The organism is Pseudoalteromonas sp. N1230-9 (genome assembly GCF_032716425.1).
Lineage (GTDB): Bacteria > Pseudomonadota > Gammaproteobacteria > Enterobacterales > Alteromonadaceae > Pseudoalteromonas.
This window is the reverse complement of the sequence record NZ_CP090419.1, coordinates 1,842,357-1,867,026: the sequence shown is the minus strand read 5'-3', so window position 1 is coordinate 1,867,026 and position 24,670 is coordinate 1,842,357. Positions and strand designations below refer to the sequence as shown.

27 protein-coding genes are annotated in these 24,670 nt (G+C 40.2%); 20 read left to right on the top strand and 7 right to left on the bottom strand.

The window, feature by feature from the left end; translation table 11 throughout:
* Positions 1–67: 67 nt before the first annotated feature.
* Positions 68–1,714: an electron transfer flavoprotein-ubiquinone oxidoreductase gene (locus LY624_RS08720; protein WP_341802790.1), complete on the bottom strand. Its 1,647-nt coding sequence runs from the start codon at positions 1,712–1,714 to the stop codon at positions 68–70.
* Between the two features lie 193 nt (positions 1,715–1,907).
* Here LY624_RS08720 and LY624_RS08715 point away from each other — a divergent pair, with 193 nt between their 5' ends.
* Both LY624_RS08715 and LY624_RS08710 read left to right on the top strand, forming a co-directional pair.
* A complete protein-coding gene (locus tag LY624_RS08715; RefSeq protein ID WP_341802789.1) occupies positions 1,908–2,657 on the top strand; it encodes an electron transfer flavoprotein subunit beta/FixA family protein in 750 nt (249 codons plus the stop codon).
* On the top strand, positions 2,658–3,584 hold the full coding sequence (locus tag LY624_RS08710) for an FAD-binding protein (protein ID WP_341804372.1): 927 nt from the start codon (positions 2,658–2,660) through the stop codon (positions 3,582–3,584).
* Positions 3,585–3,650: 66 nt separating this feature from the next.
* On the opposite strand, the gene LY624_RS08705 is transcribed toward LY624_RS08710, so the two are convergent.
* Both LY624_RS08705 and asnS read right to left on the bottom strand, forming a co-directional pair.
* On the bottom strand, positions 3,651–4,580 hold the full coding sequence (locus tag LY624_RS08705) for a PstS family phosphate ABC transporter substrate-binding protein (RefSeq protein WP_341804371.1): 930 nt from the start codon (positions 4,578–4,580) through the stop codon (positions 3,651–3,653).
* A gap of 134 nt (positions 4,581–4,714) precedes the next feature.
* On the bottom strand, positions 4,715–6,112 hold the full coding sequence (gene asnS, locus LY624_RS08700; protein WP_341804370.1) for an asparagine--tRNA ligase: 1,398 nt from the start codon (positions 6,110–6,112) through the stop codon (positions 4,715–4,717).
* 272 nt (positions 6,113–6,384) lie between these two features.
* Here asnS and LY624_RS08695 point away from each other — a divergent pair, with 272 nt between their 5' ends.
* Positions 6,385–6,819, top strand: a complete 435-nt coding sequence (locus tag LY624_RS08695) for an AAA family ATPase (protein ID WP_130051532.1) — start codon at positions 6,385–6,387, stop codon at positions 6,817–6,819.
* Between the two features lie 33 nt (positions 6,820–6,852).
* On the opposite strand, the gene bioA is transcribed toward LY624_RS08695, so the two are convergent.
* A complete protein-coding gene (gene bioA / locus LY624_RS08690; protein WP_341804368.1) occupies positions 6,853–8,148 on the bottom strand; it encodes an adenosylmethionine--8-amino-7-oxononanoate transaminase in 1,296 nt (431 codons plus the stop codon).
* A 98-nt stretch (positions 8,149–8,246) separates the two neighbouring features.
* Here bioA and bioB point away from each other — a divergent pair, with 98 nt between their 5' ends.
* The 5 genes from bioB to htpX all read left to right on the top strand — a co-directional run bounded on the left by bioB (position 8,247) and on the right by htpX (position 12,948).
* Entirely contained in the window at positions 8,247–9,287 is a 1,041-nt protein-coding gene (bioB, locus tag LY624_RS08685) for a biotin synthase BioB (RefSeq protein WP_175081914.1), read from the top strand.
* Positions 9,288–9,294: 7 nt separating this feature from the next.
* A complete protein-coding gene (locus tag LY624_RS08680) occupies positions 9,295–10,428 on the top strand; it encodes an aminotransferase class I/II-fold pyridoxal phosphate-dependent enzyme (protein ID WP_341804367.1) in 1,134 nt (377 codons plus the stop codon).
* Entirely contained in the window at positions 10,425–11,216 is a 792-nt protein-coding gene (locus LY624_RS08675) for a methyltransferase domain-containing protein (RefSeq protein ID WP_341804366.1), read from the top strand. Before LY624_RS08680 ends, LY624_RS08675 begins: the two co-directional genes overlap by 4 nt.
* Positions 11,217–11,229: 13 nt before the next feature.
* Positions 11,230–11,913: a dethiobiotin synthase gene (bioD, locus tag LY624_RS08670; protein ID WP_341804365.1), complete on the top strand. Its 684-nt coding sequence runs from the start codon at positions 11,230–11,232 to the stop codon at positions 11,911–11,913.
* A gap of 174 nt (positions 11,914–12,087) precedes the next feature.
* The gene (gene htpX / locus LY624_RS08665; RefSeq protein ID WP_341804364.1) at positions 12,088–12,948 is read left to right on the top strand and encodes a protease HtpX; all 861 of its coding nucleotides are present in this window, start codon (positions 12,088–12,090) and stop codon (positions 12,946–12,948) included.
* Between the two features lie 37 nt (positions 12,949–12,985).
* Here htpX and LY624_RS08660 read toward each other — a convergent pair whose 3' ends face one another.
* A complete protein-coding gene (locus LY624_RS08660) occupies positions 12,986–13,189 on the bottom strand; it encodes a hypothetical protein (RefSeq protein ID WP_341804363.1) in 204 nt (67 codons plus the stop codon).
* Between the two features lie 80 nt (positions 13,190–13,269).
* Here LY624_RS08660 and LY624_RS08655 point away from each other — a divergent pair, with 80 nt between their 5' ends.
* The 6 genes from LY624_RS08655 (at position 13,270) to LY624_RS08630 (ending at position 16,225) form a co-directional block, all read left to right on the top strand.
* Positions 13,270–13,749, top strand: coding sequence for a GNAT family N-acetyltransferase (locus tag LY624_RS08655; RefSeq protein ID WP_341804362.1), 480 nt, complete (start codon positions 13,270–13,272; stop codon positions 13,747–13,749).
* A gap of 82 nt (positions 13,750–13,831) precedes the next feature.
* Positions 13,832–14,263 carry a DUF3859 domain-containing protein gene (locus tag LY624_RS08650; RefSeq protein WP_341804361.1) on the top strand — a complete coding sequence of 144 codons (432 nt, stop codon included), beginning with the start codon at positions 13,832–13,834 and terminating at the stop codon, positions 14,261–14,263.
* Positions 14,264–14,284: 21 nt separating this feature from the next.
* Entirely contained in the window at positions 14,285–14,695 is a 411-nt protein-coding gene (locus LY624_RS08645) for a GFA family protein (protein ID WP_341804360.1), read from the top strand.
* Between the two features lie 5 nt (positions 14,696–14,700).
* The gene (locus tag LY624_RS08640) at positions 14,701–15,012 is read left to right on the top strand and encodes an antibiotic biosynthesis monooxygenase family protein (RefSeq protein WP_341804359.1); all 312 of its coding nucleotides are present in this window, start codon (positions 14,701–14,703) and stop codon (positions 15,010–15,012) included.
* Between the two features lie 238 nt (positions 15,013–15,250).
* Positions 15,251–15,775, top strand: coding sequence for an AAA family ATPase (locus LY624_RS08635; RefSeq protein ID WP_341804358.1), 525 nt, complete (start codon positions 15,251–15,253; stop codon positions 15,773–15,775).
* Between the two features lie 66 nt (positions 15,776–15,841).
* Complete coding sequence (locus LY624_RS08630; RefSeq protein WP_341804357.1) at positions 15,842–16,225, top strand: hypothetical protein; 384 nt, start codon at positions 15,842–15,844, stop codon at positions 16,223–16,225.
* A gap of 375 nt (positions 16,226–16,600) precedes the next feature.
* Here LY624_RS08630 and LY624_RS08625 read toward each other — a convergent pair whose 3' ends face one another.
* Together LY624_RS08625 and LY624_RS08620 are read right to left on the bottom strand one after the other, a co-directional pair.
* Entirely contained in the window at positions 16,601–17,809 is a 1,209-nt protein-coding gene (locus LY624_RS08625) for a porin (protein ID WP_341804356.1), read from the bottom strand.
* 171 nt (positions 17,810–17,980) lie between these two features.
* Positions 17,981–18,502 (bottom strand): TetR/AcrR family transcriptional regulator, encoded by a 522-nt coding sequence (locus tag LY624_RS08620; protein WP_341804355.1) that lies wholly within the window; start codon positions 18,500–18,502, stop codon positions 17,981–17,983.
* Positions 18,503–18,708: 206 nt separating this feature from the next.
* On the opposite strand from LY624_RS08620, the gene LY624_RS08615 reads away from it, so the two are divergent.
* From LY624_RS08615 to LY624_RS08590, 6 genes are all read left to right on the top strand, one after another.
* Positions 18,709–20,295, top strand: a complete 1,587-nt coding sequence (locus LY624_RS08615; RefSeq protein WP_083515305.1) for an ABC-F family ATPase — start codon at positions 18,709–18,711, stop codon at positions 20,293–20,295.
* Between the two features lie 263 nt (positions 20,296–20,558).
* Complete coding sequence (purE, locus tag LY624_RS08610) at positions 20,559–21,041, top strand: 5-(carboxyamino)imidazole ribonucleotide mutase (protein WP_054553887.1); 483 nt, start codon at positions 20,559–20,561, stop codon at positions 21,039–21,041.
* Between the two features lies 1 nt (position 21,042).
* On the top strand, positions 21,043–22,191 hold the full coding sequence (locus tag LY624_RS08605) for a 5-(carboxyamino)imidazole ribonucleotide synthase (RefSeq protein WP_341804354.1): 1,149 nt from the start codon (positions 21,043–21,045) through the stop codon (positions 22,189–22,191).
* Between the two features lie 189 nt (positions 22,192–22,380).
* Positions 22,381–22,557 carry a DUF2798 domain-containing protein gene (locus tag LY624_RS08600; protein WP_237118547.1) on the top strand — a complete coding sequence of 59 codons (177 nt, stop codon included), beginning with the start codon at positions 22,381–22,383 and terminating at the stop codon, positions 22,555–22,557.
* A complete protein-coding gene (locus tag LY624_RS08595) occupies positions 22,554–23,486 on the top strand; it encodes a YeiH family protein (protein ID WP_341804353.1) in 933 nt (310 codons plus the stop codon). Before LY624_RS08600 ends, LY624_RS08595 begins: the two co-directional genes overlap by 4 nt.
* Complete coding sequence (locus LY624_RS08590) at positions 23,483–24,646, top strand: endonuclease/exonuclease/phosphatase family protein (RefSeq protein ID WP_341804352.1); 1,164 nt, start codon at positions 23,483–23,485, stop codon at positions 24,644–24,646. The genes LY624_RS08595 and LY624_RS08590 overlap by 4 nt, the downstream gene beginning before the upstream one ends.
* Positions 24,647–24,670: the final 24 nt, after the last annotated feature.

Sequence of the window (24,670 nt, the reverse complement as noted above, 5' to 3'; positions counted from 1 at the left end):
GCCTAAAAAAGGGGCCGAAGCCCCTGCAATTTAGGATAAATTTTAATTAAATGAGTAACGTGCGTTATTACATGTTAGGGTAGTTTGGTCCGCCAGCCCCTTCAGGTGTTACCCATGTAATGTTTTGGCTTGGGTCTTTTATGTCACACGTTTTACAGTGCACACAGTTTTGTGAGTTGATCACAAACTCTTTCTCACCTTCAACCTCTTGTACTTCGTAAACGCCAGCAGGGCAGTAGCGTTGTGCTGGTTCATCAAATTGCGGCAAATTAACTTTAATTGGAATCGAGTTATCTTTTAGCTTTAAATGGCATGGCTGCGATTCTTCATGATTGGTATTTGATAAAAACACCGATGAAAGTTTATCGAAGCTAAGCTTGCCGTCTGCTTTCGGGTAATCGATTTTTTCGGCCTGATCAACTGCAATTAATGTGGCATGATCTGGCATGTTGTCTTCAAAATTAAACGGTAAGCTGCCACCAAATAGATTTTGATCGAGAGTGTTATAAGCCCCCCCTAAGAACTTACCGAGTTTGTGCATAACAGGGCCAAAGTTACGCGATTGATAGAGCTCTTTGTACGCCCAGCTCTGTTCAAAGGCTGATTTATATTCAGCTAAATCGGCATTTTCTTTACCGTCGCAAAGGGCTGCAATGATCACATCAGCAGCCACCATGCCCGATTTCATTGCAGTATGGTTACCTTTGATCTTAGCGAAGTTCAATGTGCCAGCATCACAACCAACAAGCAATCCACCCGGGAAGTGCATTTTTGGTAATGAGCGCAGGCCACCTTTAGCAATGGCTCTTGCACCATAGGCTATACGTTCACCGCCCTCTAAAACATCTTTAAAAACGGGGTGATGTTTCATACGCTGAAACTCATCAAACGGGCTCAAATGCGGGTTTGAGTAGTTAAGATCAACTATTAAACCTACAACTACTTGATTGTTGTCGCTGTGATACATAAATGCACCACCACTGGTATCACCGGTTAAAGGCCAACCAGTGCCATGAACTACTGTGCCTTCTTTGTGTTTACTCGGGTCGATTTGCCAAATTTCTTTGAAACCTAAACCGTAATGCTGTGGTGACGCATCTTTATCAAGGGCAAAGTGTTTGATTAGCTCTTTACCTAAATGGCCACGGCAGCCTTCAGCAAATACCGTGTATTTGGCTCTTAGCTCCATACCTGGCATGTAACCATCTTTTTCATTGCCATCTTTATCAAGACCCATATCGCCAGTGATAATGCCTTTTACGGTCTCGTCTTCAATAATTAATGAGTGCGCACTAAAGCCTGGGAAGATTTCTACCCCTAGGTTTTCCGCTTGTTCAGCTAAAAAACGGCACACATTACCCATAGAAACAATGTAATTGCCTTCGTTATGGAATGTTTTAGGGCTAGCAAAGTGGGGGATGCTGGTGGCTTTTTCACTGTTATTGAACCAGTAAATATCATCTTGCGTTACTTTAGTGGTAACCGGAGCACCTAATGACTGCCAATCGGGTAGTAATTCATCCAATGCTTTGGTTTCAAAAACCGCACCCGATAAAATGTGCGCGCCCACCTCAGAGCCTTTTTCTACCACACAGATCATTAATTCTTGTTGTTTTTCTTGTGCTTGTTGAGCCAATCTAATTGCAGTTGATAAACCTGCTGGGCCTGCGCCTACGATGACTACATCAAATTCCATGACTTCGCGTTCGACCATATAAACCTCTTCTCGGTGACGGACCTGCTGTAAAGAACCTTATTTCATACTTGCAAATGAAACGTTACAGGCTGTGAATACTTTAAGGTTATTTTAGGTTGACGTTTACGTCAACAGGAAGTAGTCTGAATTCATAAAATAAATAAGTTGACGTGTAGGTCAACTTTGAGAACACACAATTGATGGAGTCACGATGAAAGTCCTTGTTCCAATTAAAAGAGTAATTGACTACAACGTCAAAGCACGCGTTAAAGCCGACAAAACGGATGTTGATCTAGCTAATGTAAAAATGGCGATGAACCCGTTTTGTGAAATTGCAATTGAAGAAGCTATTCGTTTAAAAGAAGCAGGGACGGTCACTGAGGTTGTTGCTGTGACTATTGGTAATAAATCATCTCAAGAGCAATTACGTACAGCCTTAGCACTGGGTGCTGATAAAGCCATTCATATTGAAACAGAAGAAAAGCTTGAGTCTTTACATGTTGCTAAATTACTTAGCAAGATTGTAGAGCAAGAGTCACCTGAGCTGGTTATTTTAGGAAAGCAATCGATTGACTCTGACAACAATCAAACTGGTCAAATGCTTGCTGCTTTAACAGGTCGTGGCCAAGGTACGTTTGCGTCTAAAGTTGATGTACAAGCGGGTACAGTTAATGTAACGCGTGAAGTAGACGGAGGTTTACAAACAGTTGCTCTTAAACTACCTGCTATCGTAACCACAGACTTACGTTTAAATGAACCGCGTTATGCTTCATTACCAAACATTATGAAGGCAAAACGTAAACAACTTGATGTAATTGCTGCTGATAGTCTAGGTGTAGATCTTGCGCCTCGCGTGCAGCTGGTAGAAGTAAATGAGCCAGAAAAGCGCAGTGGCGGCATCATTGTAGAAGATGTAGCAACATTGGTAGAAAAGTTAAAAACAGAAGCGAAGGTGATCTAAATGAAAACATTAGTGATAGCCGAACACGATAAAGGTGTTCTAAAGCCTGAAACCAATAAAACGATTACTGCTGCTGTTAAACTAGGCTTTGATGTAGATTTGCTACTTGCCGGCGAAAACTTAGCTGCAATGAGCGAGCAAGCAGCGTCAATTGCAGGTGTTAGCAATGTACTGATTGCCGATGATGCAGCTTATGCTCATCAGCTTGCAGAAAACCTAGCGGATCTGGTTTTATCTTTAGCAGATAACTATTCACACATTGTCGCGAGCGCTACAACAACCGGTAAAAACTTTATGCCGCGTGTTGCTGCACTATTAGATGTTGCACAAATCTCAGAAATCATTGACGTAATTGATGCAGATACCTTTAAGCGTCCTATTTATGCTGGTAATGCAATTGCGACAGTTAAATCGCTTGATAGCAAAAAGGTGATTACCGTTCGTGCCAGTAGCTTTGATGTTTCATCAGAGCAAGCACCAGTGTCTGTAACAAGTGTTACGGGTAAAGGTTCAGTTGGCTTGAGTGAGTTTGTATCAGAAGAACAAACTGAATCAGAGCGCCCTGAGCTAACGGCAGCACCTGTGGTTATTTCAGGTGGCCGCGGTATGCAAAATGGTGAAAACTTTGCACTACTAAATGGTATTGCCGATAAACTTGGTGCAGCCATTGGCGCTTCACGTGCTGCTGTTGATGCGGGCTTTGTACCGAACGATATGCAAGTCGGTCAAACCGGTAAAATTGTTGCCCCAGATTTATATATTGCTGTGGGTATTAGTGGTGCAATTCAACACTTAGCGGGTATGAAAGACTCAAAAGTGATTGTTGCCATCAATAAAGATCCTGATGCGCCAATTTTCCAAGTCGCTGACTATGGTTTAGTTGCTGATCTATTTGATGTGTTACCAGAGCTAGAAACCGCTCTGTAACTCATAACGATTCTGGTTGTTAAAAGCTGTTGCACTTAGGTGCACAGCTTTTTTTATTTTTTGAGGCTAAAACTGAACGGGTAGGTAACCATGTTCACGTATTTTATCTTTTAGTTTTTGCGATTTAAGTAATGCAGTAAGTTTCACACCTATCTCCTTAGAGCGAGGAGACTGTGTGTTTACAATTAAAATGAGCGGTCGTACAAACGCATACTCGCCATCACTTATGGTTTGCAAATTAGGTTTAACGCCATTTATCGATAGAGTCGTTACTTTATTGATGCGGCGATCATTCTCAAGGTTACTAATGGCGCCATACGAGTCATAGGCAATCGCATTTGGAATACGCTGAACTATACCAAGAGCTTGATTAAATTGGTTATACAGTTCGACTTTTTGATTTGAAAATAAACCGCTATTACCCGCATTTTTGAGTCGTATAAAGTTGCTTTCAGGGTCTTTGATATAGTCCAGTTCTAAAAATTCTAAAAACACATCGAAGCTGCCATGATGAGTCGCTTTACTAAAAAGCAGTATTTCATCATTTTTATTACTTAATTCAGGCGTTAACTGAGAGGCGTCTGACCATTTGGTTATTTTACCTTGATAAATATTTTTGAGAGTCGTGATACTCAAATTTTTAATATTTAGTTCGCTGTTAACAATAAATGTTAACGCATCTTGCGCTATGATTATCTGCCTTAAATGAGGCCATTGTTCTTGCTCTTGCTTCGTTAGGTACCGTGATGTTGTACCTATGTCGATAAGACCCTCAGCAATCGCTTTTACACCTTTGTCACTGCCCATCGGTCTTATCTGCAATGTATTGTCTAAAGCGAGGCTTATATCATCTTTAAGCGGGATTAGTAACTCGGTCACAGATGTTGAACCCGCAATTAAAATAGGTTTTGTATTAATATCTTCATCAAGTGCGAAGCTAGACTTACCTAGGAAAACGAAAGTCAGTGTGAGTACTTTTAGTGAGCGAATGAACATAACCAATAATAGATCCTTTTTTGGCAGGTCTTATGACTATAGAACATTAACTAAAAATTTCTAGAATGAATTGTTTTATAATGATTTTTAGGCAAAAAAACCAGCCAATAGGCTGGTTTCTATAATGACTAAAATTAGTATGTTGCACTACCTTTAGTACGTGGGAAGGCGATAACGTCACGAACGTTGCCCATACCTGTTACATAAGCAACTAAACGCTCAAAACCTAGACCAAAACCAGAATGTGGAACCGTACCGTATTTACGTAGGTCACGGTACCAGCTGTAATCTTCTTTGTTTAAGCCCATTTCTTCTAGACGTTTATCTAATACATCTAGACGTTCTTCACGTTGAGAGCCACCGATGATTTCACCAATACCTGGTGCAACTACGTCCATCGCTGCCACTGTTTTGCCGTCTTCGTTTTGACGCATGTAGAAGGCTTTAATATCACGCGGGTAGTTTTTGATTACAACTGGTGCGTTAAAGTGTTCTTCAGCAAGGTAACGTTCGTGCTCAGATTGTAAATCCACACCCCATTCAACAGGGAATTCGAACTTATTGCCACATGCTTTTAAGATTTCGATAGCATCGGTGTAATCAACTTGCGCGAAATCTTTAGTCACGAACTCTTCTAAACGAGAGATAGCTGTCTTCTCAACACGCTGTGCAAAGAATTCCATATCGTCACGACGCTCTGTTAAAACCGCATTGAAAACATATTTCAGCATGTTTTCAGCAAGTTTTGCGATATCTTCTAAATCTGCGAATGCAACTTCAGGTTCTACCATCCAAAACTCTGCTAAGTGACGAGACGTATTTGAGTTCTCAGCACGGAAAGTAGGGCCAAAGGTATAGATTTTTGACATTGCTGAGGCATATGTCTCACCATTTAATTGACCAGATACTGTTAAGAACGCTTCTTTACCGAAGAAATCTTCACTGTAATCGATGTCACCTTTGTCTGTGCGCGGCAAGTTTTGCATATCTAATGTAGATACGCGGAACATTTCACCGGCGCCTTCACAGTCACTTGCTGTGATGATTGGTGTGCTGATCCAGTAGAAACCTTGCTCGTGATAAAAACGGTGAATCGCTTGAGCTAAGCAGTTACGTACACGTGTTACTGCGCCCATGATATTAGTGCGAGGGCGAAGGTGCGCGTGTTCGCGTAAATACTCAATGCTGTGACGCTTAGCAGACATAGGGTAGCTATCTGGGTTTTCTACCCAACCTAATACTTCAACAGTGTTAGCTTGAATTTCGAAAGACTGACCTTGACCTTCTGATTTAACCAGTACACCCGTAATCGATACTGAGCAGCCTGCTGTTAAACGTGTAACTTCATCATAATTATTAAGTGAATTAGGTACTACCGCTTGAATAGGATCAAAACACGAACCGTCATGAACGGCTAAAAATGAAATTCCTGCTTTTGAATCGCGGCGTGTACGGATCCAGCCTTTTACTGTTACTTGGCTGTCTACCGCAACCTTGCCTTTTAATAGCTCTGAAATCGCTAAATGGCTCATCTTCACTCCAATGATATAAGTTGCCTAATATTTAATATGCTGTGCATTGCACTTGAATCGACTATCTTACCCTCGTAAATCAAATAAAAAAACTATTCAGGCATACTCTTTAGTAGTTTTTCTTCAATTGAGTAAAATAGCAGCAATATTTTGCGTAAAATTTGCGTTTATTTAAATTCTCGCTGCGCTAATCGGTTATTTTGTGGCATTATTAACAATTCTCAATAGGATATTGGTCCTTTAATCTTTAATTAATTTGTATATCAGGTGCTATGAAACAAGTTTTTATTCTTCGCGGCTTACCCGGCTCGGGTAAATCATATTATGCGCAAAGCCTAGCTGATGAGCTGGTGGCTGGTAATGAAAGTGATTATGTAGTGTGCGCAACAGATGATTATTTTTACAATAGCGAAGGTGTGTATCAATTTGATAAGTACAAGTTACCTGAATACCACAACCTAAACCTAGCGCGTTTTATTAATGCGCTAGCTGAAGAAATCCCGTTAGTGATTGTCGATAACACCAATATCAAAAAGTGGGAATTTATCGCTTACGCACAAGCGGCTACTGCATTGGGTTATCAAGTAAAAGAAGTGATCGTGGGTGAAATTAAAGATAAATCATTGCAGCATCTTTACGCGAAGCGCTGTGAACATAAAGTACCGCTTAGAATGATCAGTAAAATGGCTTATATGTTTGAATGGTAAAGTTTAAAGGAAAAGGAAGCATCAGCTTCCTTTTTAGCAATACGCCTGTTGTTCAATGGCTGCATAAATAGCATTACACAACTTAGTTAAGCTTTGTTCATCGCTTATGTAAGGTGGCATTAAGTAAATTAATTTACCAAACGGGCGGATCCACACACCTTGCTCTATAAAAAAGCGTTGAATTTTTGCTACATCTACACTTCGATTAAGCTCTACAACGCCAATTGCCCCCAATGTTCGCACATCAACGACCGCATCGAGCTGCTTACACTTAGCAAGCTGCGTAGTTAGTACATCATTTATATATTTAATTTGTTCTTGCCAAGGCTGCTCTAATAGTAAATCAATACTTGCACAGGCCGTGGCACAAGCAAGCGGGTTACCCATAAACGTTGGGCCATGCATTAATACGCCTGCTTCACCTTCACTGATACCAACAGCAACCTTGCTGGTGGTTAATGTAGCTGATAACGTCATCATGCCACCCGTTAATGCTTTACCAATACATAAAATATCAGGCTCTATATTGGCGTGTTCAACAGCAAACAAGGTGCCGGTGCGGCCAAAGCCTGTGGCGATTTCGTCACAAATAAGTAAAACATCATACTTATCACACAGAATGCGCAGGTGCTTTAAGTAATCAGGATGATAAAAATTCATGCCCCCAGCATTTTGCACTATGGGTTCAATGATAAATGCAGCAACATCTTGATGATGGGCAGCAAAATAGCTTTCAAGTGTATCAGCTTCTGCAGGACTAAACTCACCATTAAATTTAGCACTCGGCGCAGGTACAAAAACATGCTCAGGTAAAAACCCTGAATACATGCTGTGCATTGAATTGACTGGATCGCAAACGCTCATGGCTGCAAAGGTATCGCCGTGGTAGCCCTTGAGCGGCGTCATTAACTTTTGCTTGCTGGTGTATCCTTGGCTTAACCAGTATTGCAAGGCCATTTTTATGGCGACTTCAACACTCACTGAGCCGCTGTCGGCTAAGAACACCTTATCGAGTGATTTAGGTGTGATACTGACTAGCTTTTTACATAACTCAACAGCAGGCTCATGAGTTAAGCCACCAAACATAACATGACTCATTTTGCTAACTTGCGTGGTGATTGCCTCATTTAAAACAGGATGGCAGTAACCATGGATGGCACTCCACCAAGAAGCCATACCATCTATTAGGCTTTCGCCTGTTTCTAAGAAAATACGATTTGCATTGGCATGGCTGACAGGGGACACGGGAAGGGGCTGAGTCATAGAAGTATAAGGGTGCCAAATATGCTCACGATCAAAATCTAAATCTATTGGTTGCTTATTAATCATATGTAAACTTTATATCACTTTGATTCGTTGACAATGTTACGTCAAGTCGTAGACTAAGCCAATCTAACCGTCCCAATAATTTAAAAAAAGAGACTATTATGGAGCACGCAGTTGTCCGTCACGATTGGACTCACCAAGAAGTAAAAGCATTATTTGAAATGCCGTTCAATGATTTGTTATTTAAAGCGGCCAGCGTACATCGTGAAAACTTCAATCCAAATGAAGTACAAATTTCTACTTTATTATCGATTAAAACCGGTGCTTGCCCAGAAGATTGTAAATATTGTCCTCAGTCAGGTCATTATAAAACAGACTTAGACCGTGAACGCCTTATGGAAGTAGAAAAAGTGGTTGAGCAAGCGCGTGTTGCTAAAGAAAAAGGCGCAACCCGTTTTTGTATGGGCGCTGCGTGGTCTGATCCGAAAGAACGTGACATGCCTTATATTTCAAAAATGGTAAAAGAGGTTAAAGAGCTAGGCCTTGAAACCTGTATGACCCTTGGCATGTTAGATAACGAAAAAGCCCATGCATTAAAAGACGCGGGTCTTGATTACTACAACCATAACCTAGATACCTCACCTGAGTATTACCAGCAGATCATTACAACCCGTACTTACCAAGACCGTTTAAACACCATCGATAACGTGCGTGATGCCGGCATGAAAGTATGCTCTGGCGGTATTGTTGGTATGGGCGAGCAGGCTGCTGACCGTTTTGGTTTATTAATGCAATTAGCTAATTTGCCGCAGCAACCAGAGAGTGTACCAATTAATATGTTGGTTAAGGTTAAAGGCACACCACTTGAAGATGTCGAAGACTTAGACCATTTTGAGTTTATTCGTACCATTGCTGTTGCACGTATCATGATGCCGAAAAGCTATGTTCGTTTATCAGCGGGTCGTACGGCGATGAATGAACAAATGCAATCTATGTGTTTCTTTGCTGGTGCTAATTCAATTTTCTACGGTGATAAACTACTGACTACAGAAAACCCTGAAGCAGACGCAGACATGATGCTGATTAAAAAATTAGGCATGAACCCAGAAACACGTGAAGATTACTCAGATGAAGCAGTAGAAGCATCACTTTCATCAAAGGTTGCCGATAAAGCAACATCTGAATTATTTTACGAAGCGTAGCAATTAAATGGCTTTTGATTTTATTGCCGAGCATCTTGTTGAGCGACAAGCAGATGCATTACTGAGAAAGCGTCAACTTGTTGAGCAATCAAGCGGGCGCTTTATTCAGGTTGCAGGCAAACAGTATTTAAATTTTGCCAGTAATGACTACCTTGGCTTTGCGGATGATTTTATTGAAATACAAGCGCAGCAACTAGGTAGCCACAGTTCAGCGCTAGTAAATGGTTATAATCAAGCGCAGCAAAAGCTTGAGCAGCGTTTATGCGAGTTATTAGGCTATGAAAGCGCCATGTTATTTAATAGCGGATTTAGTGCTAATAGCAGCGTATTAAAAGCATTGTTTCAAGATAAAACCGTGGCGCAATCATCGGCAATATTTCAAGATAAGCTCAATCATGCCAGCTTAATTGATGGCGGTCTTCACTCTGCCGCTGCCATGGTGCGGTTTAATCATAACGACCTTAAGCATTTAGAATCTCGGTTACAAAAGTCAAAAGCCAAGCATAAGCTCATAGTAAGTGAAGGGGTGTTTTCGATGGATGGCGATCAAGCCCCCATTGAGGCACTCTGTAAACTTGCTAAACAATACAATGCGTGGCTGATGATTGACGATGCTCATGGCTTTGGCGTATTGGGCGAGCAAGGTTTAGGAAGTTGTGAGGCAATCAAGCCTGATTTACTGATCGTCACCTTTGGCAAGGCACTAGCAAGTAGTGGTGCTTGCCTGCTTACATCAAAACAAATGATTGATTACATGTTGCAGTTTAATCGCGAATACATTTATTCAACGGCGATGTCACCACTGATGGCAAGTTGTACTTTAGAGCGACTCGAAAAGTTATTAAAAGCGGATAAGAGACGCGCTCAGCTTACAGAGAATATTGCCTACTTTAGAGCGCTTGCAAAAGAACATAACTTAGCATTAATGGAATCAACAACGGCAATTCAGCCTTTGGTATTGGGTGATGCAGAACACACGCTTGCCGTTGCTAATAAGCTTAAAAATAAAGGCGTGTGGTTAACAGCTATTAGACCGCCAACGGTGCCATTTAATACGGCACGACTTAGAGTAACCATAAGTAGCGCGCATCAAGCTGACGATATAAAACAGCTGGTTGATTCGTTAGTGGAGTGTTTATGAGTGTTCAACTGCAAGCGCCTTTAAGCTTTCAACACAGTAATAAGCTAACAACACAAACCAAGTTCTCTAAAGCGGCTGCAAATTACGCGAGCCATGCTAATGTACAAAAACAAGCGGCTGCGCATTTATTTAAAATGATGGCAAGTAAACATCAGCAGGGTACTTGCCTTGATTTAGGGGCAGGGCCTTTAGTTAACACTGCAATGCTTAAAACACATTTTGATACTGTATTGGCAATGGACTTAAGTCATTCCATGCTAAGCACAGAGCAAAGCCCGCGTTGTTTAAAAGTGTGTGCTGATATGGATAACCTACCATTACAGCAAAACTCCCTTGATTGTGTGTTTAGTAATTTTGCAATGCAATGGTCTGCTGATTTAAAAGGGCTACTTAAAAGTCTTTTTTATTCCCTAAAAGCAGGTGGTAAGGTTTATTTAAGCTGCGTGGTAGATGGATCCCTCAAAGAGATCAAACAGGCTTTTGCTTGTTTAGACGAGCAAAACCATATTAATCAGTTTCATTGTGCTATTCACATTATTGAGTATGCAAAATTGGCGGGGTTTAAACTGAATTTTGCAGCCGATAGATGTTATATAGATGCCTATAACTCTCCCTTAGAAGCACTGCGCTCGATAAAAGCGATTGGCGCTACCTCATTGCAAACTAAGCAAAAGCGCCAAGGGTTATTAACAAGGCAGGCACTTAATCGTGTTTGTAAGGCTTACCCTCTGGTTGATGGGCATGCTAGAGTGAGCTATCAAGTTGTCCTTTTAGTACTAGAAAAATAGAATTAACTTAAAAATGAAAGAATTTTTTATTACGGGTACAGACACTGATGCCGGAAAAACCCATGTCACCAGTTTATTATTAAACTTACTAGCACAACATAAACAGCGTGCGGTTGGTTTTAAACCCATTGCAGCAGGTGCAGAAGAGGCATTTGGCCAACTAGTTAATGATGATGCATTAACCTTAATGGAAAGCTCATCAATTGGGGTTAAATATAACATAGTTAACCCCTTTACCTATGAGCCACCCATTGCACCGCATATTGCAGCTGCCAAAGTAGGCGACAGACTGACATTTGACAAGCTCGATGCTGCTTATGCGAATGTAAAAGCACTCAATACCGATTATATTCTTACAGAAGGAGCAGGGGGTTGGTGTTTACCTATCAACGAAACCGATTTGCTCAGTGATTGGGTTAAATCACAGCAGCTTGATGTGATTTTAGTCGTGGGTATGAAACTAGGTTGCCTAAATCACGCTTTACTGACAGCAGCTCATTTCAAAGCGCTAGGTATAAATTGTGTGGGCTGGATTGCAAATCATGTAGACCCAAATATGCGTGAACAAGACGCCAATTTAGAAACCTTAAAATCCGCATTACCTTTCCCCCTTTTAGCGATTAGTCCGTATACAGACGGCACCCCTAAATTAAAAATTTACAAAACCTTACTTGAAATTTTATCTATCAACCCATAATAATTGAGTTGTTACTTTTGACATACTCTGTCACAATTGGTTGTAATTAGTTCCTTGCAACCAATTGCATAAGCCCTAAACTGAGTTGGTAGAACACCCAGATAATTTTATTAACTAACGATTTTTAACCATGTCGTTAGTTAATACAATTGGTATGTTTATTCTGAGGTTTTTATGAAGCGTGTATTTTTGTTTCTACTGACTAACTTAGCGGTAATGCTAGTGTTAGGTATTGTGTTGTCTATTGTGATGAGCGTACTCGGTATTAGCCATCGCAGTTTAGGCGGCATTTTAGTTATTTCAACTGTATTTGGTTTTGGTGGCTCGTTTATTTCGTTATTTATGTCGAAATGGATGGCAAAAAAATCAACCGGTGCACATGTTATTGAACAGCCTCGTTCTGAAACAGAACAATGGTTAGTTTCGACGGTAGCAGCGCAAGCGAATAAAGCAGGTATCGCGATGCCAGAAGTGGCTATTTACGATAGCCCTGAAATGAACGCTTTTGCGACCGGCCCAAGTAAGAACAACTCGCTGGTAGCTGTGAGCACAGGTTTATTACACAATATGAACCAAGATCAAGCTGAGGCGGTATTGGCTCATGAGGTATCTCACATTGCAAATGGTGACATGGTTACGCTTACCCTTATCCAAGGTGTAGTGAATACCTTTGTTATCTTTATGGCGAAAGTATTGGCAGGTATTGTTGATAATTTTCTTAATAGTGATGAAGAAGAGGGCGGTAGTAGCTGGACATACTTCTTGTTCGATATGATTTTCCAAGTGCTATTTGGTGTGTTAGCGAGTGTGATTGTTGCTTACTATAGCCGTAAACGCGAATTCTCTGCGGATGCCGGTGCTGCTAAGCTTGTAGGTGCAGATAAAATGCGTAGCGCCCTTGAGCGTTTAAAACAAAACCACCCATCACAACTAGAAGGTTCAATGATGGCGTTTGGTATTGCAAGCGGTAAAGGTGTTGCCGAGTTATTCTCATCGCACCCACCTCTTGATGAGCGTATTAACGCATTACGTTAATCTTAAACACGAAAAAGCCAGCTTGATGCTGGCTTTTTTATTGTTGTTTTTTCTCGTGCTCGAGTTGTTGTGGCAATAATACCTCAACAATTTCACGGGCTGGTAAGGTATACCTTACGCCATCGAACATCACAGATGTGTGTTCATCAATACTGGTGATGCCTGTTAAGGTCCAGCCTTCGCCACGTTCTTTACAGTAAACTGTAGTGGTAGGTTGAATTACTTTAAATTCTTCACTCATCGAACTTAATCTAATTGCTTGAAATTGCGTTTATAGTAAGACAATAATGCCAGCTCATAAAGAAAAAAGAAGAAATTAACGTGTCTAGCCACGATGACTTAGCCTTTGACTTACGCCCAATTCGTCATAAAGATTGCCAAGCGATATGGGATATTTTAAAAGATCCGCAAGTACAAACGTTTAACGATTACGACACTGATATAACGAAAGGTGACGTGTATGACTTTATTCAAGGCGACATAGAACGTTTTTATAATCAACAAGGCATTCGTTTAGTTATTGTTTTACGAAGTAGTGGGCAAGTTATTGGTAGCGTGGGCTTATTTAACATAATTGACGGGCAGGGCATGTTGGGCTTTGAATTGGCATCGCAATACTTTGGCAAAGGAATAATGCAAAAGGTATTAGATATGCTATTTGAAAAACTGGCTACCTTTGTAACGGCACCACTAAACAGTGTGGTCGCTTTAGTTAACCCAAATAACAGCGCCAGTATTAAACTTTTGACTAAATGCGGCTTTCAACAACATGACGCTCACTGGGTAAAGTACGTTTGCTAATTACTATAATAGTACAATCTTGTTCTGCTAGAGTTGCTACTATAAAATAGCGCCTTATTTTCACAAAGGAGCGCCAGCAACTATGGCAAAGGCCAAAGCAATTACCAGTATTGAAAGTTACGGTATTTACAGTCATTGGGATGCAAAAGAAAAAGACCTGCCTCAAATCACCGAATTTACAACAGACGTTCCTGCACAGTTAGATATTGAATTTGGCTTTATTATTAATATTAAAAAGGCCAAAGGACAAAAAATTAAATTTTGCGTTTTCCACCCAGATATCCCCGATGAGGATGGCGAGATCATGCCACCGTTTGAGGGAGAGCAGTACGTTAAAACAAACGATTGGCAGTTTTATTTAGGTGATACGATATGGGCGCCTGTTGATAATAAAGTCGGTATTTGGCGCATGACTATTGAGTTAAATGGCCATATAATTGCCGATAAATCCTTTAACTTATTAAAGGAAGCCGAAGGCACTGCCACTGAGTTTTGGAAGCATCGCGGTTATTAATCTTTAAACCTGAGAGGGACTATGTATCAAGGAAGTTGTTTGTGCGGCAAAGTAAAAGTAACTATTGCTGGTGGCATTGACTCAATTATTCATTGTCATTGCTCTTTATGCCGTAAAAACTCAGGTACAGCCTACGCAACCAATGGCTTTATTCAACGAGATGGTTTTAACCTCACAGAAGGCAAACAGCATCTAAGTGCCTTTGAATTTAAACCAGGTAGAATTCGCTATTTTTGCAGCTGCTGTGGTTCGCCTGTATATAGCGAGAATAAAGACGATTCAAACCGCTTACGTATTCGCTTAGGTTTACTAGATAGCGATATAAACGAGCGTCCAATCAGTCATAACTTTGTGAGCTCTAAAGCAAACTGGGATACGTTTAACACAGAAATCCCATGTTACGATGGTTTTGAACCAAGTAGAGGGAAGTAACAACCATGATAGCGAATACGCCAAAACCGCCTTATTACGCCGTGATTTTCACGAATACCTTATCTGACGATACCGCTGGCTATGAAGAAATGGCGAATAGAATGGTGGAGCTTGCAGAGCAACAACCTGGCTATTTAGGAATGGAGTTTGTTCGTGATGGTTTGGGTATTACAGTATCTTATTGGCAAAATCTAGATGCCATTAAATCGTGGAAGCAAAACGTAGAACACTTAACCGCACAACAGCTGGGTAAAGACAAATGGTACAGCGCGTTTACAACGCGTATTGCGAAGGTAGAACGTGATTATTCATTGTAATAGTCACTAACGCTAAAGGAACACATCATACTGTATTTAAGTTAAGGTCTATCTCAGCATAACGTTAAATTTAAGTATTTTGGTAAACAGGGTAAGTAGTTATAGGAACTCAAGCGTGGAATCTTCTCTGTTTATCGAATGCGATCGTTTTTCTTGAATTTTTATGACAATATTTTAAGTGTCAAACACCCTAAATGCACACTTTTAAAAAGCAACATGGAAGGAATTCATAGGCTTTATGTTATATATCCTTGGCGGTCTACCCGCAACAGGTAAGACTGAACTTTCAAAGTTTTTAGCTTCTTCCTTGGGCGCAGTTCATATTCGTATTGATACTATTGAGCAAGAATTAAAAAACTGTGGTTTTAACAAGTTACATGACGAAGGTTACAAGGTAGCTTTTGCTCTTGCGTTAGAAAATCTAAAAAGCGGCCTTTGTGTTGTAGCTGACTCAACAAATCCAGTTTTGGAATCTCGAGAAGGTTGGATAAACGTAGCAAATAAAGCTTCATCACCCTATATAGAAATTGAAGTTATCTGCTCGAATAAAGCCGAACATCGACAACGTGTAGAAAACAGGCAAACAGATATTCGAAATCTTTTACTTCCATCATGGGAAAGTGTGATTTCAAGAGATTATCACTTGTGGGAAACAGCACGTATTGTCATAGATACTGCGGGCAACACCCCTGAGCAAAGTAAGAAAGAGTTGAGTGAGTTACTCAGTAGACACAATGAAACTTTGGTTACGAATACATTTTAGCCAAATATTAATGAACCCTAAATAAGGCGTTTGTTCTCATAGGTTTTGTGCTTAAAAGAGGTCGTCATGGGAAATTATGTACTTAAGGGCTTTGATGAAATTGAAGCCATGTTTAATGAGATGGCTGTAATTTCAAGCGATTTCTTTTCTTATAATCAGAGTTATAAGGTCAGCCCTAATGATATAAATGATATGAATTTTTATCGTTTTGACTTTGAGCCATATACCTCTTTAGCAAGCTCGCTTGGTTTAAGTGGTTTTGGGATTAAAGGTTCGGGTAAGCGTTTTTATCTAACTCACATAAATATCGCAGGGCACAGGCCATTATGTACAGTGAGACCTGTCAATTTAGAGCAGCTTAAGGACTTGAGCTATTTGGATTATATGCTCTCAAATTATTGCCAAAATCTCGAGCTAGATGCAACTCCAATTGGGCTGCACCGATTATAGAGTCTGGAACATAGCAGATCGTATCAATTGACAAAAATATCTATCTTTAGGCTAACTCAAATTATCTGTAATGGATCTGCTATGTTTATAAAACAAGTTTGTACCGCTCATAAAGGTTTAAACGTTTGTTTTAAAAACGCCCAATGCTTTTTTAATTTAAATATAATTAACACCACACCAATAACAAATCCTATAATCCGAGCTAACGCTCCGATTCTTTTAGTTAGTAAAAGAGCATAAACGAAATGCTTGAAATTGATGTAACTAGAATTAGTTTATTGATTGGTATTGCGGCTAAAAAGCAAAATATTTGAGTAGTGCATAAAATAGGGTAGGTAAAAGCCCACCAAGGTGGGCTTAAGCGTTAATTGCTAATTACAAAGTGTAATTAAATCCAATGGCTATACCATCATCTTCTGTTTGTGACATTTGAGCTTCTTGCTCAGCGTTATTACTCGAAAAGTCACTAAAATCTTTACGAGCTTCTATATACAAAATAGTGTCATCGCTCATAAAGTAGTGCGCGCCTACTACAGCAAATTGGCGTTTAAATACGTCTTGTGGGTCGGCGTTAAAGTTAGGTTGAATTACGTAATCATCACCTGCGTCAAATACGTTATAAGCAACGAAAGTACGAATGTCGTTATCAAAGCGATAGCTTAAGATAGACTCTAAACCGACAGCATCTTTTATCAAACGACCTAAATTATCGGTATCGTGGTTTTCATTTTTATTTATATTGGCAGAGGCATACCAACCTAGTTTGTAAAAGTCACCATACGTTATACCTACACCGTAAATTAAATCGGTAACAAGCTGGTCACGGCCATCTGCATAAACAATATCGAATTCACCTCTGTTAATACCGGCAGTAAATTTTAGGTTATCAGTTGCTCTATAGGTAACAGCTGCGCCATAAGTCGAGTTAAACTCAACATTTTGCGCCGCAGGGTTACCTTGCTCAAATAATAATTCGCATGAACTACGAGATATATCCGCTATGTCGCAGGTATAAAAGTCATCCGATTTCAACTGAGCTTGCAATGCAACATGAAATTTCCCCCAAGTGTTCCGGTATTGGAGTACTTTATCACCACGGCCTGTGCCATTTACCGCACCATCATCTTTATTGTATGTATAGACACCTGCAGCGTTACCGTCCCACACTAAGCTATAGTTTGTATTGTAGACCACGTCATACCATGCACCCCATTGCTTTCCGATTGTTACTTGGCCATAGTCATCGTGTTTTAATCCTACATAACCTAATCGATTATATAAAAACTCATCTTGAATCGATTCAAAGCGGTTATTGTAGATTATGTCTGTGCTGCCAACAGGGTTTACACCCCATTCAAGTAGTGCAAAAGCTTGCCAGCCATTTTTTAATTGTCGTTTAAAATCAAAGTTAATGCGTGATGCACCGTTTACAATTTCGGTTTCCCCTTGAGTGTTAATAACTCTTGCATCAATAAAGCCGCCAAAAGTGACACTGTTTGTTTCATCTTTATAAATCTCAATGGCATTTGCTGTTGGGATTATCGTTAAGCCAGCGAGAAAAATGGCAGCGTGTGTTCTTTTCATAAAGTACCTTGTTTAATTGTTGTCCCTAATAGGTCTAAATTAACTAAAAGAATGAGATTATCAAAGCTAAAATGCATGAAAAAGTGAAAAAAAATCATGAAAGAACCGCTTTGTGGGGAAAATTTATTCATTTTAGGTTCACTATGTTGAATTATCAATGGCTTACTCTAGTTAAAAAATAGACACTTTTTGACTCAACGTTCTGAGCATTAGTTTGGTATTAGGGATTTCAGCACTTAACCCATAAATAAGGGTCATAAAATAACAATCCAACAAGATGGCAGCCTTTACTTTATTAAACTGTGGTTGTTCAGAAAACACTAAAGTTTGAATTAACTCCATATGTCGCTGTTGGAATGTTTTAGAAAATAAACGCTCACTAAATAGCACTTTATAAAATTGATGATGTAAGCAATAAAATTGGTAAAAGTATTGTGCGTAATGATTGATCTTTAATCGGGGAGGGCGATGAATATCGGTTTCTTTAGCGCGCTCTAATACATCATTAAACCTCAATTCAATACATGCCTCCAAAATCGCGATCTTACTCTCAAAATGTTTAAACAAAGTACCGACAGCAACACCACAAGCAGAAGATATTTGACGTGTAGACGTATCATTAAATCCATGCTCTGCGAAAAGCTGCCACGCAGTATTTAAAATATGCTGGTGTGTCTTATTATGATTGCCCATAGCTATTATCTTGTTTTATTTAAAGTAATTTTAAAGTGAGCGCGTTCACTAATAAAAGTGAGCATGTTCACTAAAGATAGACCTAGTTAATTAAGTTGTAAAATGACTAGGTTGTTTTAAACAATCTTTCATAGCGTGCTAGGCGGCTTTAGTTTAAAATTGCACACAGTTTCGTTTTACTTTTTTACCCGCTGGAGGGTACCGCTATCATTAGTACAGCTAATATCACCATGCAATTTGGTGCTAAACCTTTATTCGAAAATATCTCAGCAAAATTTGGCGATGGTAACCGTTACGGTTTAATCGGTGCGAATGGCTGTGGTAAATCAACCTTCATGAAAATCCTAAGTGGCGAGCTTGAACCATCTTCAGGTAACGTCAGTACAGATCCAAACGAGCGTGTTGCAAAACTAAACCAAGACCAGTTTGCTTACGAAGAGTTTTCTGTAATCGACACGGTAATCATGGGTCATAAAGAGCTGTGGGAAGTAAAAAAAGAACGTGACCGTATTTACAGCTTGCCTGAAATGAGCGAAGAAGATGGTATGCGTGTAGCAGACCTTGAAACTGAGTTTGCCGAAATGGATGGTTACTCAGCAGAAGCAAAAGCGGGTGAGTTACTGATTGGTGTTGGTATTGGCACAGAACAGCACTACGGCCCTATGTCTGAAATCGCACCGGGTTTTAAACTGCGTGTGTTACTTGCACAAGTACTGTTTTCTGATCCAGACATCATGCTACTCGATGAGCCTACCAATAACTTGGACATCTACACCATCAAGTGGTTAGAAGACGTGTTAAACCAGCGCGACTGCACCATGATCATCATTTCGCACGACCGTCACTTCTTAAACTCAGTATGTACACACATGGCTGACATCGATTACGGCGAGCTTCGTATTTACCCTGGTAACTATGATGAGTACATGTTTGCTGCAACACAGGCTCGCGAGCGTCTACTTAGCGAAAACGCGAAGAAGAAAAGCCAAATTGCTGAGCTTCAACAGTTTGTATCGCGCTTCTCTGCAAACGCTTCAAAAGCAAAGCAAGCGACATCACGTGCTAAACAAATTGATAAAATTCAGCTTGAAGAAGTTAAAGCATCTTCGCGTCAAAGCCCATTTATTCGCTTTGAACAAGAAAAGCAATTATTTCGTAATGCCTTAGAGCTAACAAACTTAGCACAAGGTTTCGATAACATGCTCTTCAGTGGCCTTGAAGGCTTAGTTGAAGTAGGCGAGCGTATTGCGATCATCGGTGAGAACGGTGTTGGTAAAACTACATTATTAAATACCCTTGCAGGTCGTTTAGCACCTAAACAAGGTGAGTTTAAATGGTCTGATAACGCTAATATTGGGTATTACGCACAAGACCATGCTGACGAGTTCGAACAAGATATGAACTTATTCCAGTGGATGGAACAATGGCAACAAGAAGGTGACGACGAGCAAGTTGTTCGTAGTTTCTTAGGTCGTATGCTGTTTTCACAAAACGACATTAAAAAGTCAGTAAAAGTTATTTCAGGTGGTGAGCAAGGCCGTATGTTGTTTGGCAAAATTATGATGCATAAACCAAACATCTTATTAATGGATGAGCCAACCAACCACATGGATATGGAATCTATCGAAGCGCTTAACTTAGCACTTGAAGCATACGAAGGGACTTTGTTGTTCGTATCACACGATAGACAATTTGTATCATCACTTGCTAACCGTATTTGGGAAATCAAAGACGGCAAAATTATCGACTTTAAAGGTACATACACTGAGTACCTAGCAAGCAAAGAAGCATAATGTGCTTATGAGTGATTAAAAGCCATGCATGTCATGGCTTTTTTGTGCTTCTAGAGTCGCATCTTGATGTGGTTTAAAAGCGATTTATACTGCGTTATCGATTTTAACAATAGAACCACTATTATTTGCAATCAATGCCTTGCCTAAATCGCTTTTAATTCCAACTGAAACTCGCATCTTGATGTGGTTTGGGTATATAATACCCGCCACAAAATAAGGACAAAAGTCCGCTTTTTAGAAAACAATTTAACTGAGGTGTATTTATGACAGTTGGCATTATTATGGGTTCCAAATCAGACTGGCCAACGATGGAACATGCGGCATTAATGCTAGAAAAATTTGGCATTGAATACGAAACTAAAGTTGTTTCTGCTCACCGTACCCCTCAATTACTTGCTGACTATGCAAGCTCAGCTGCAGATCGTGGCATTAAAATTATTATCGCCGGTGCCGGTGGTGCTGCGCACTTACCTGGTATGGCCGCGGCGTTTACCTCACTGCCAGTTTTAGGCGTGCCAGTTAAATCTAAAACACTTAATGGTGTTGATTCTTTATTATCTATCTGCCAAATGCCTAAAGGTGTTGCGGTAGGTACACTGGCTATCGGTGAAGCGGGTGCTGCAAATGCTGGCCTTTTAGCGGCACAAATTTTAGGTTGCCAACAGCCAGAAATTTTCGCAAAAGTTGAAGCTTTCCGTAAAGAACAAACAGACACTATCTTAGCTAACCCTAATCCTGCAGAGTAATATGAATATTCTAATTTTAGGTGCAGGTCAGTTAGCTCGCATGATGAGCTTAGCGGGTGCACCGCTTGATTTAAATGTTGTTGCCTACGATGTGGGTATTGAAAAAATCATTCATCCGTTAACCGGTGAAGTTCACAATAGCACATTACAACAAGCTATTGATAACGCAGACGCCATTACAGCTGAGTTTGAACACATTCCTGATGATGTACTAACGCTATGCTGTCAAAGCAATAAGTTTTACCCAGGTAAAGCAGCGATTAAAACCGGTGGCGACCGCGCCCTTGAAAAAGCATTACTTGATAAAACAAATGTTGAATGTGCGCCTTACCAATTAATTACAGAAAAAGCACACCTTATTGCTGCTGTAGAGCGCTTAGGCAAGCCGCTTGTGATCAAAACTTGCCAAGCGGGTTACGATGGAAAAGGGCAGTGGCGCTTAAAGTCTGATGATGAAATTGACCAAATCTGGTCAGAAATGGCAGATTTCATCGCATCAGGCACCGAAACTGCACCGCACTCGATTATCGCTGAAAAGATGATTCCGTTTGACCGTGAAGTATCTATTATTGGGGCACGCGACAAAGCGGGTAACACAGTTATTTATCCCCTCACTGAAAACCAACACATTAACGGTGTACTTACGCTTTCAGTTGCGGGTAAAGAAAAAGCAGCGATCCAAGAACAAGCTGAGGTTGCATTTAACAAGCTTGCGCAAGAACTTGATTATGTAGGTGTATTAGCAATTGAGTTTTTTGATGTGCAAGGTACGTTATTAGTAAACGAAATTGCACCACGCGTTCATAACTCTGGTCACTGGACACAGCAGGGTACACATTGCTCACAATTCGAAAATCATATGCGTGCAGTTGCTGGTTTACCATTAGGTAGTACAGAGTTACTTCGTCCTACTGCTATGATCAATGTACTAGGCCAGCCTTCTATTCCACACTCAGTACTTGCAACGCCAGACGTTACAAGTCACTGGTATGGTAAAACGGCTAAACCGGGTCGTAAGATGGGGCATATTAATGTTTCGGCCAATAATCTTCATCAGCTTGGTGAGCGTTTAGCGGCACTTGCTGAAGTGCTGCCCGAGCACGATTACCCAGGCGTAGCTGCTACCAGTACCCAACTTATTTTAAACTGATCAGTTTAAATTCTAAGAAGCCGAGTTTATCTCGGCTTTTAATTCCTCTAGTAGAATAACACCTCTTGTCTCAAAGCACTTGCGTCAGGTTTTTCTTCCTATAGACTAATATTTTTATATTAATATTAGCTTGTTATGTTACATCCTCGATTTAGAACAGTCGTATTTGCGTTTTTTATGGCGCTGTTTATGTCTGGATTTATGTCATTGGTGATCAGTATTTTTAATGTTGGTTTAATCGATAGCATTGCAACCATTTGGCTTAAAGCATGGGCTTTTGCTTTTTGTGTGGCATTTCCTACCGTTATTTTTGTCGCACCTGTAGTACATAAGTTAACCAACAAACTAATCAGAGCGCCGTTGTGATAGCCGAACGCCCAAAACAAATACTATTTATAGCGTTATTTATAGCATCTGCTTTGCCATTTGTTGGCTCAGCTACGGCACTTGTTGTTGGTGCTTTGTTTGCCATGTTATTAGGTAACCCATTTGCAGCACAGTCACAAAAAATGAGTAAATGGATGCTAAAATTAGCGGTTATTGGCCTCGGCTTTGCTGTTGATTTTAGTCAAGTAATAGAAGTAGGGCGTAGCTCTATTGTGCTTACAATCGTTAGTATTACCGCGATTATTGGCCTTGGCGAAATTTTATCGCAGTTATTTAAATTAAATAAAAACACCGGTGTACTTATTTCATTTGGTACTGCCATTTGTGGTGGTAGCGCCATAGCTGCAATGGCGCCGGTTATAAAGGCCAAAGATCACGAAGTAGCTATATCACTCGCTGTGGTGTTTTTATTAAATGCCCTCGGCTTAGTGTTATTCCCAATGATTGGTCATTACTTTGGCCTGACTGAGCAGCAATTTGGGGTTTGGGCGGCACTTGCGATTCACGATACCAGTAGTGTAGTAGGGGCTTCCGCTGCTTATGGCGCATCAGCACTTGCTATTGCAACAACTATTAAACTCACCAGAGCGATGTGGATCATCCCCTATACAAGCATCGCGGGTGTGTTTTGGAAGTCTGATGAAAAAGCCAGTATACCCTTGTTTATTATAGGTTTCTTGGCGGCTGCGCTTATTAACTCAAGTTTTCCAGAGTATCAAACATTGTGGCATGCCCTTAACATCGGTGCTAAGCAAGTTTTAGTAATGACCTTATTTTTAATCGGCAGTGGTTTATCAATTTCAGTCTTAAAACAAGCGGGCATTAAACCTTTTATCATGGCGATGATTTTATGGATCATTGTCAGCAGTATTATTTTACTACTAATAGTAGACGGATTTATTTCATGAAAAATTCCTTATTAAGTTCTTCAATAGCACTCGCTGCAGGCTTATTTGCTAATAATTTAGCGGCTGCAGATCTGCGTGTTGCCACTTTCAACGTGAGCATGGATGCAACAAACTATGCTAAAAAAGGTGAGGCGGTCGATAAAGATGCATTAAGCAAAGCATTAGCAAGTAACCACCAGCAAATTCGCAACATAGCAGAGATTATTCAACGTGTAAGACCAGATGTTATTCTACTGAACGAGTTTGATTATATTGATGCCGACAAAGGCATTAACGTATTTCGTAAAAACTACCTGCAAGTATCGCAAAATAAGCAGGTTGCAATTGATTATCCGTATTATTTTATTGCACCAGTCAATACGGGGTTACCTACTGAGTTTGATTTAGATAACGATGGTGTAAAGGGGCATTACAAAGGCGACGCGCAAGGCTTTGGCTTCTTTGAAGGGCATTATGCAATGGCAGTACTTTCTCGCTACCCAATTGATTTAGATAAAGCGCGTACTTTACAAACATTCAAATATAAAGATATGCCTAATGCACAAATGCCTATCGACCCTAAAACAGGTAAAAACTGGTATTCTGCTGAGGAATGGCAAGCAATTCACCTAAGCTCTAAATCATTTTGGGATTTACCAATTGATGTTAAAGGAAAAACGGTTCATTTACTTGCTTCACACCCAACTCCACCAGTTTTTGATGGTGATGAAGACCGTAACGGTAAGCGTAACCACGATGAAGTGCGCCTGATTGCTGATTACATCAACAATGCTAACTACATTTATGATGATAAAGGTCAAAAAGGGGGCTTAAAAGCGAAAAGTCGCTTTGTGATTGTTGGTGATTTAAATGCAGCACCTGAAGGAAGTAAAGCTCGTCCTGAAACAACAGACCAAATTTTGAAAAATCCTCTAATAAATACCTCATTTACACCTTCTAGCAAAGGGGCTAAACAATCCTATAAAGAAGAATATGCAAAAAACTACACGGCTTATTGGCAAGCCCGTGCTGATTACGTACTCCCTTCTAATTATGGTATTGAGATCAACGACGGCGGGGTATTTTGGCCAATAAAAAGTTCAGAATTATACCGTTTGATTAAAGATCGTAATGCATCATCTGATCATCGTATGGTGTGGCTTGATATCAGCTTGAAATAAGCTGTAATTAAACGGAAAAGTTTG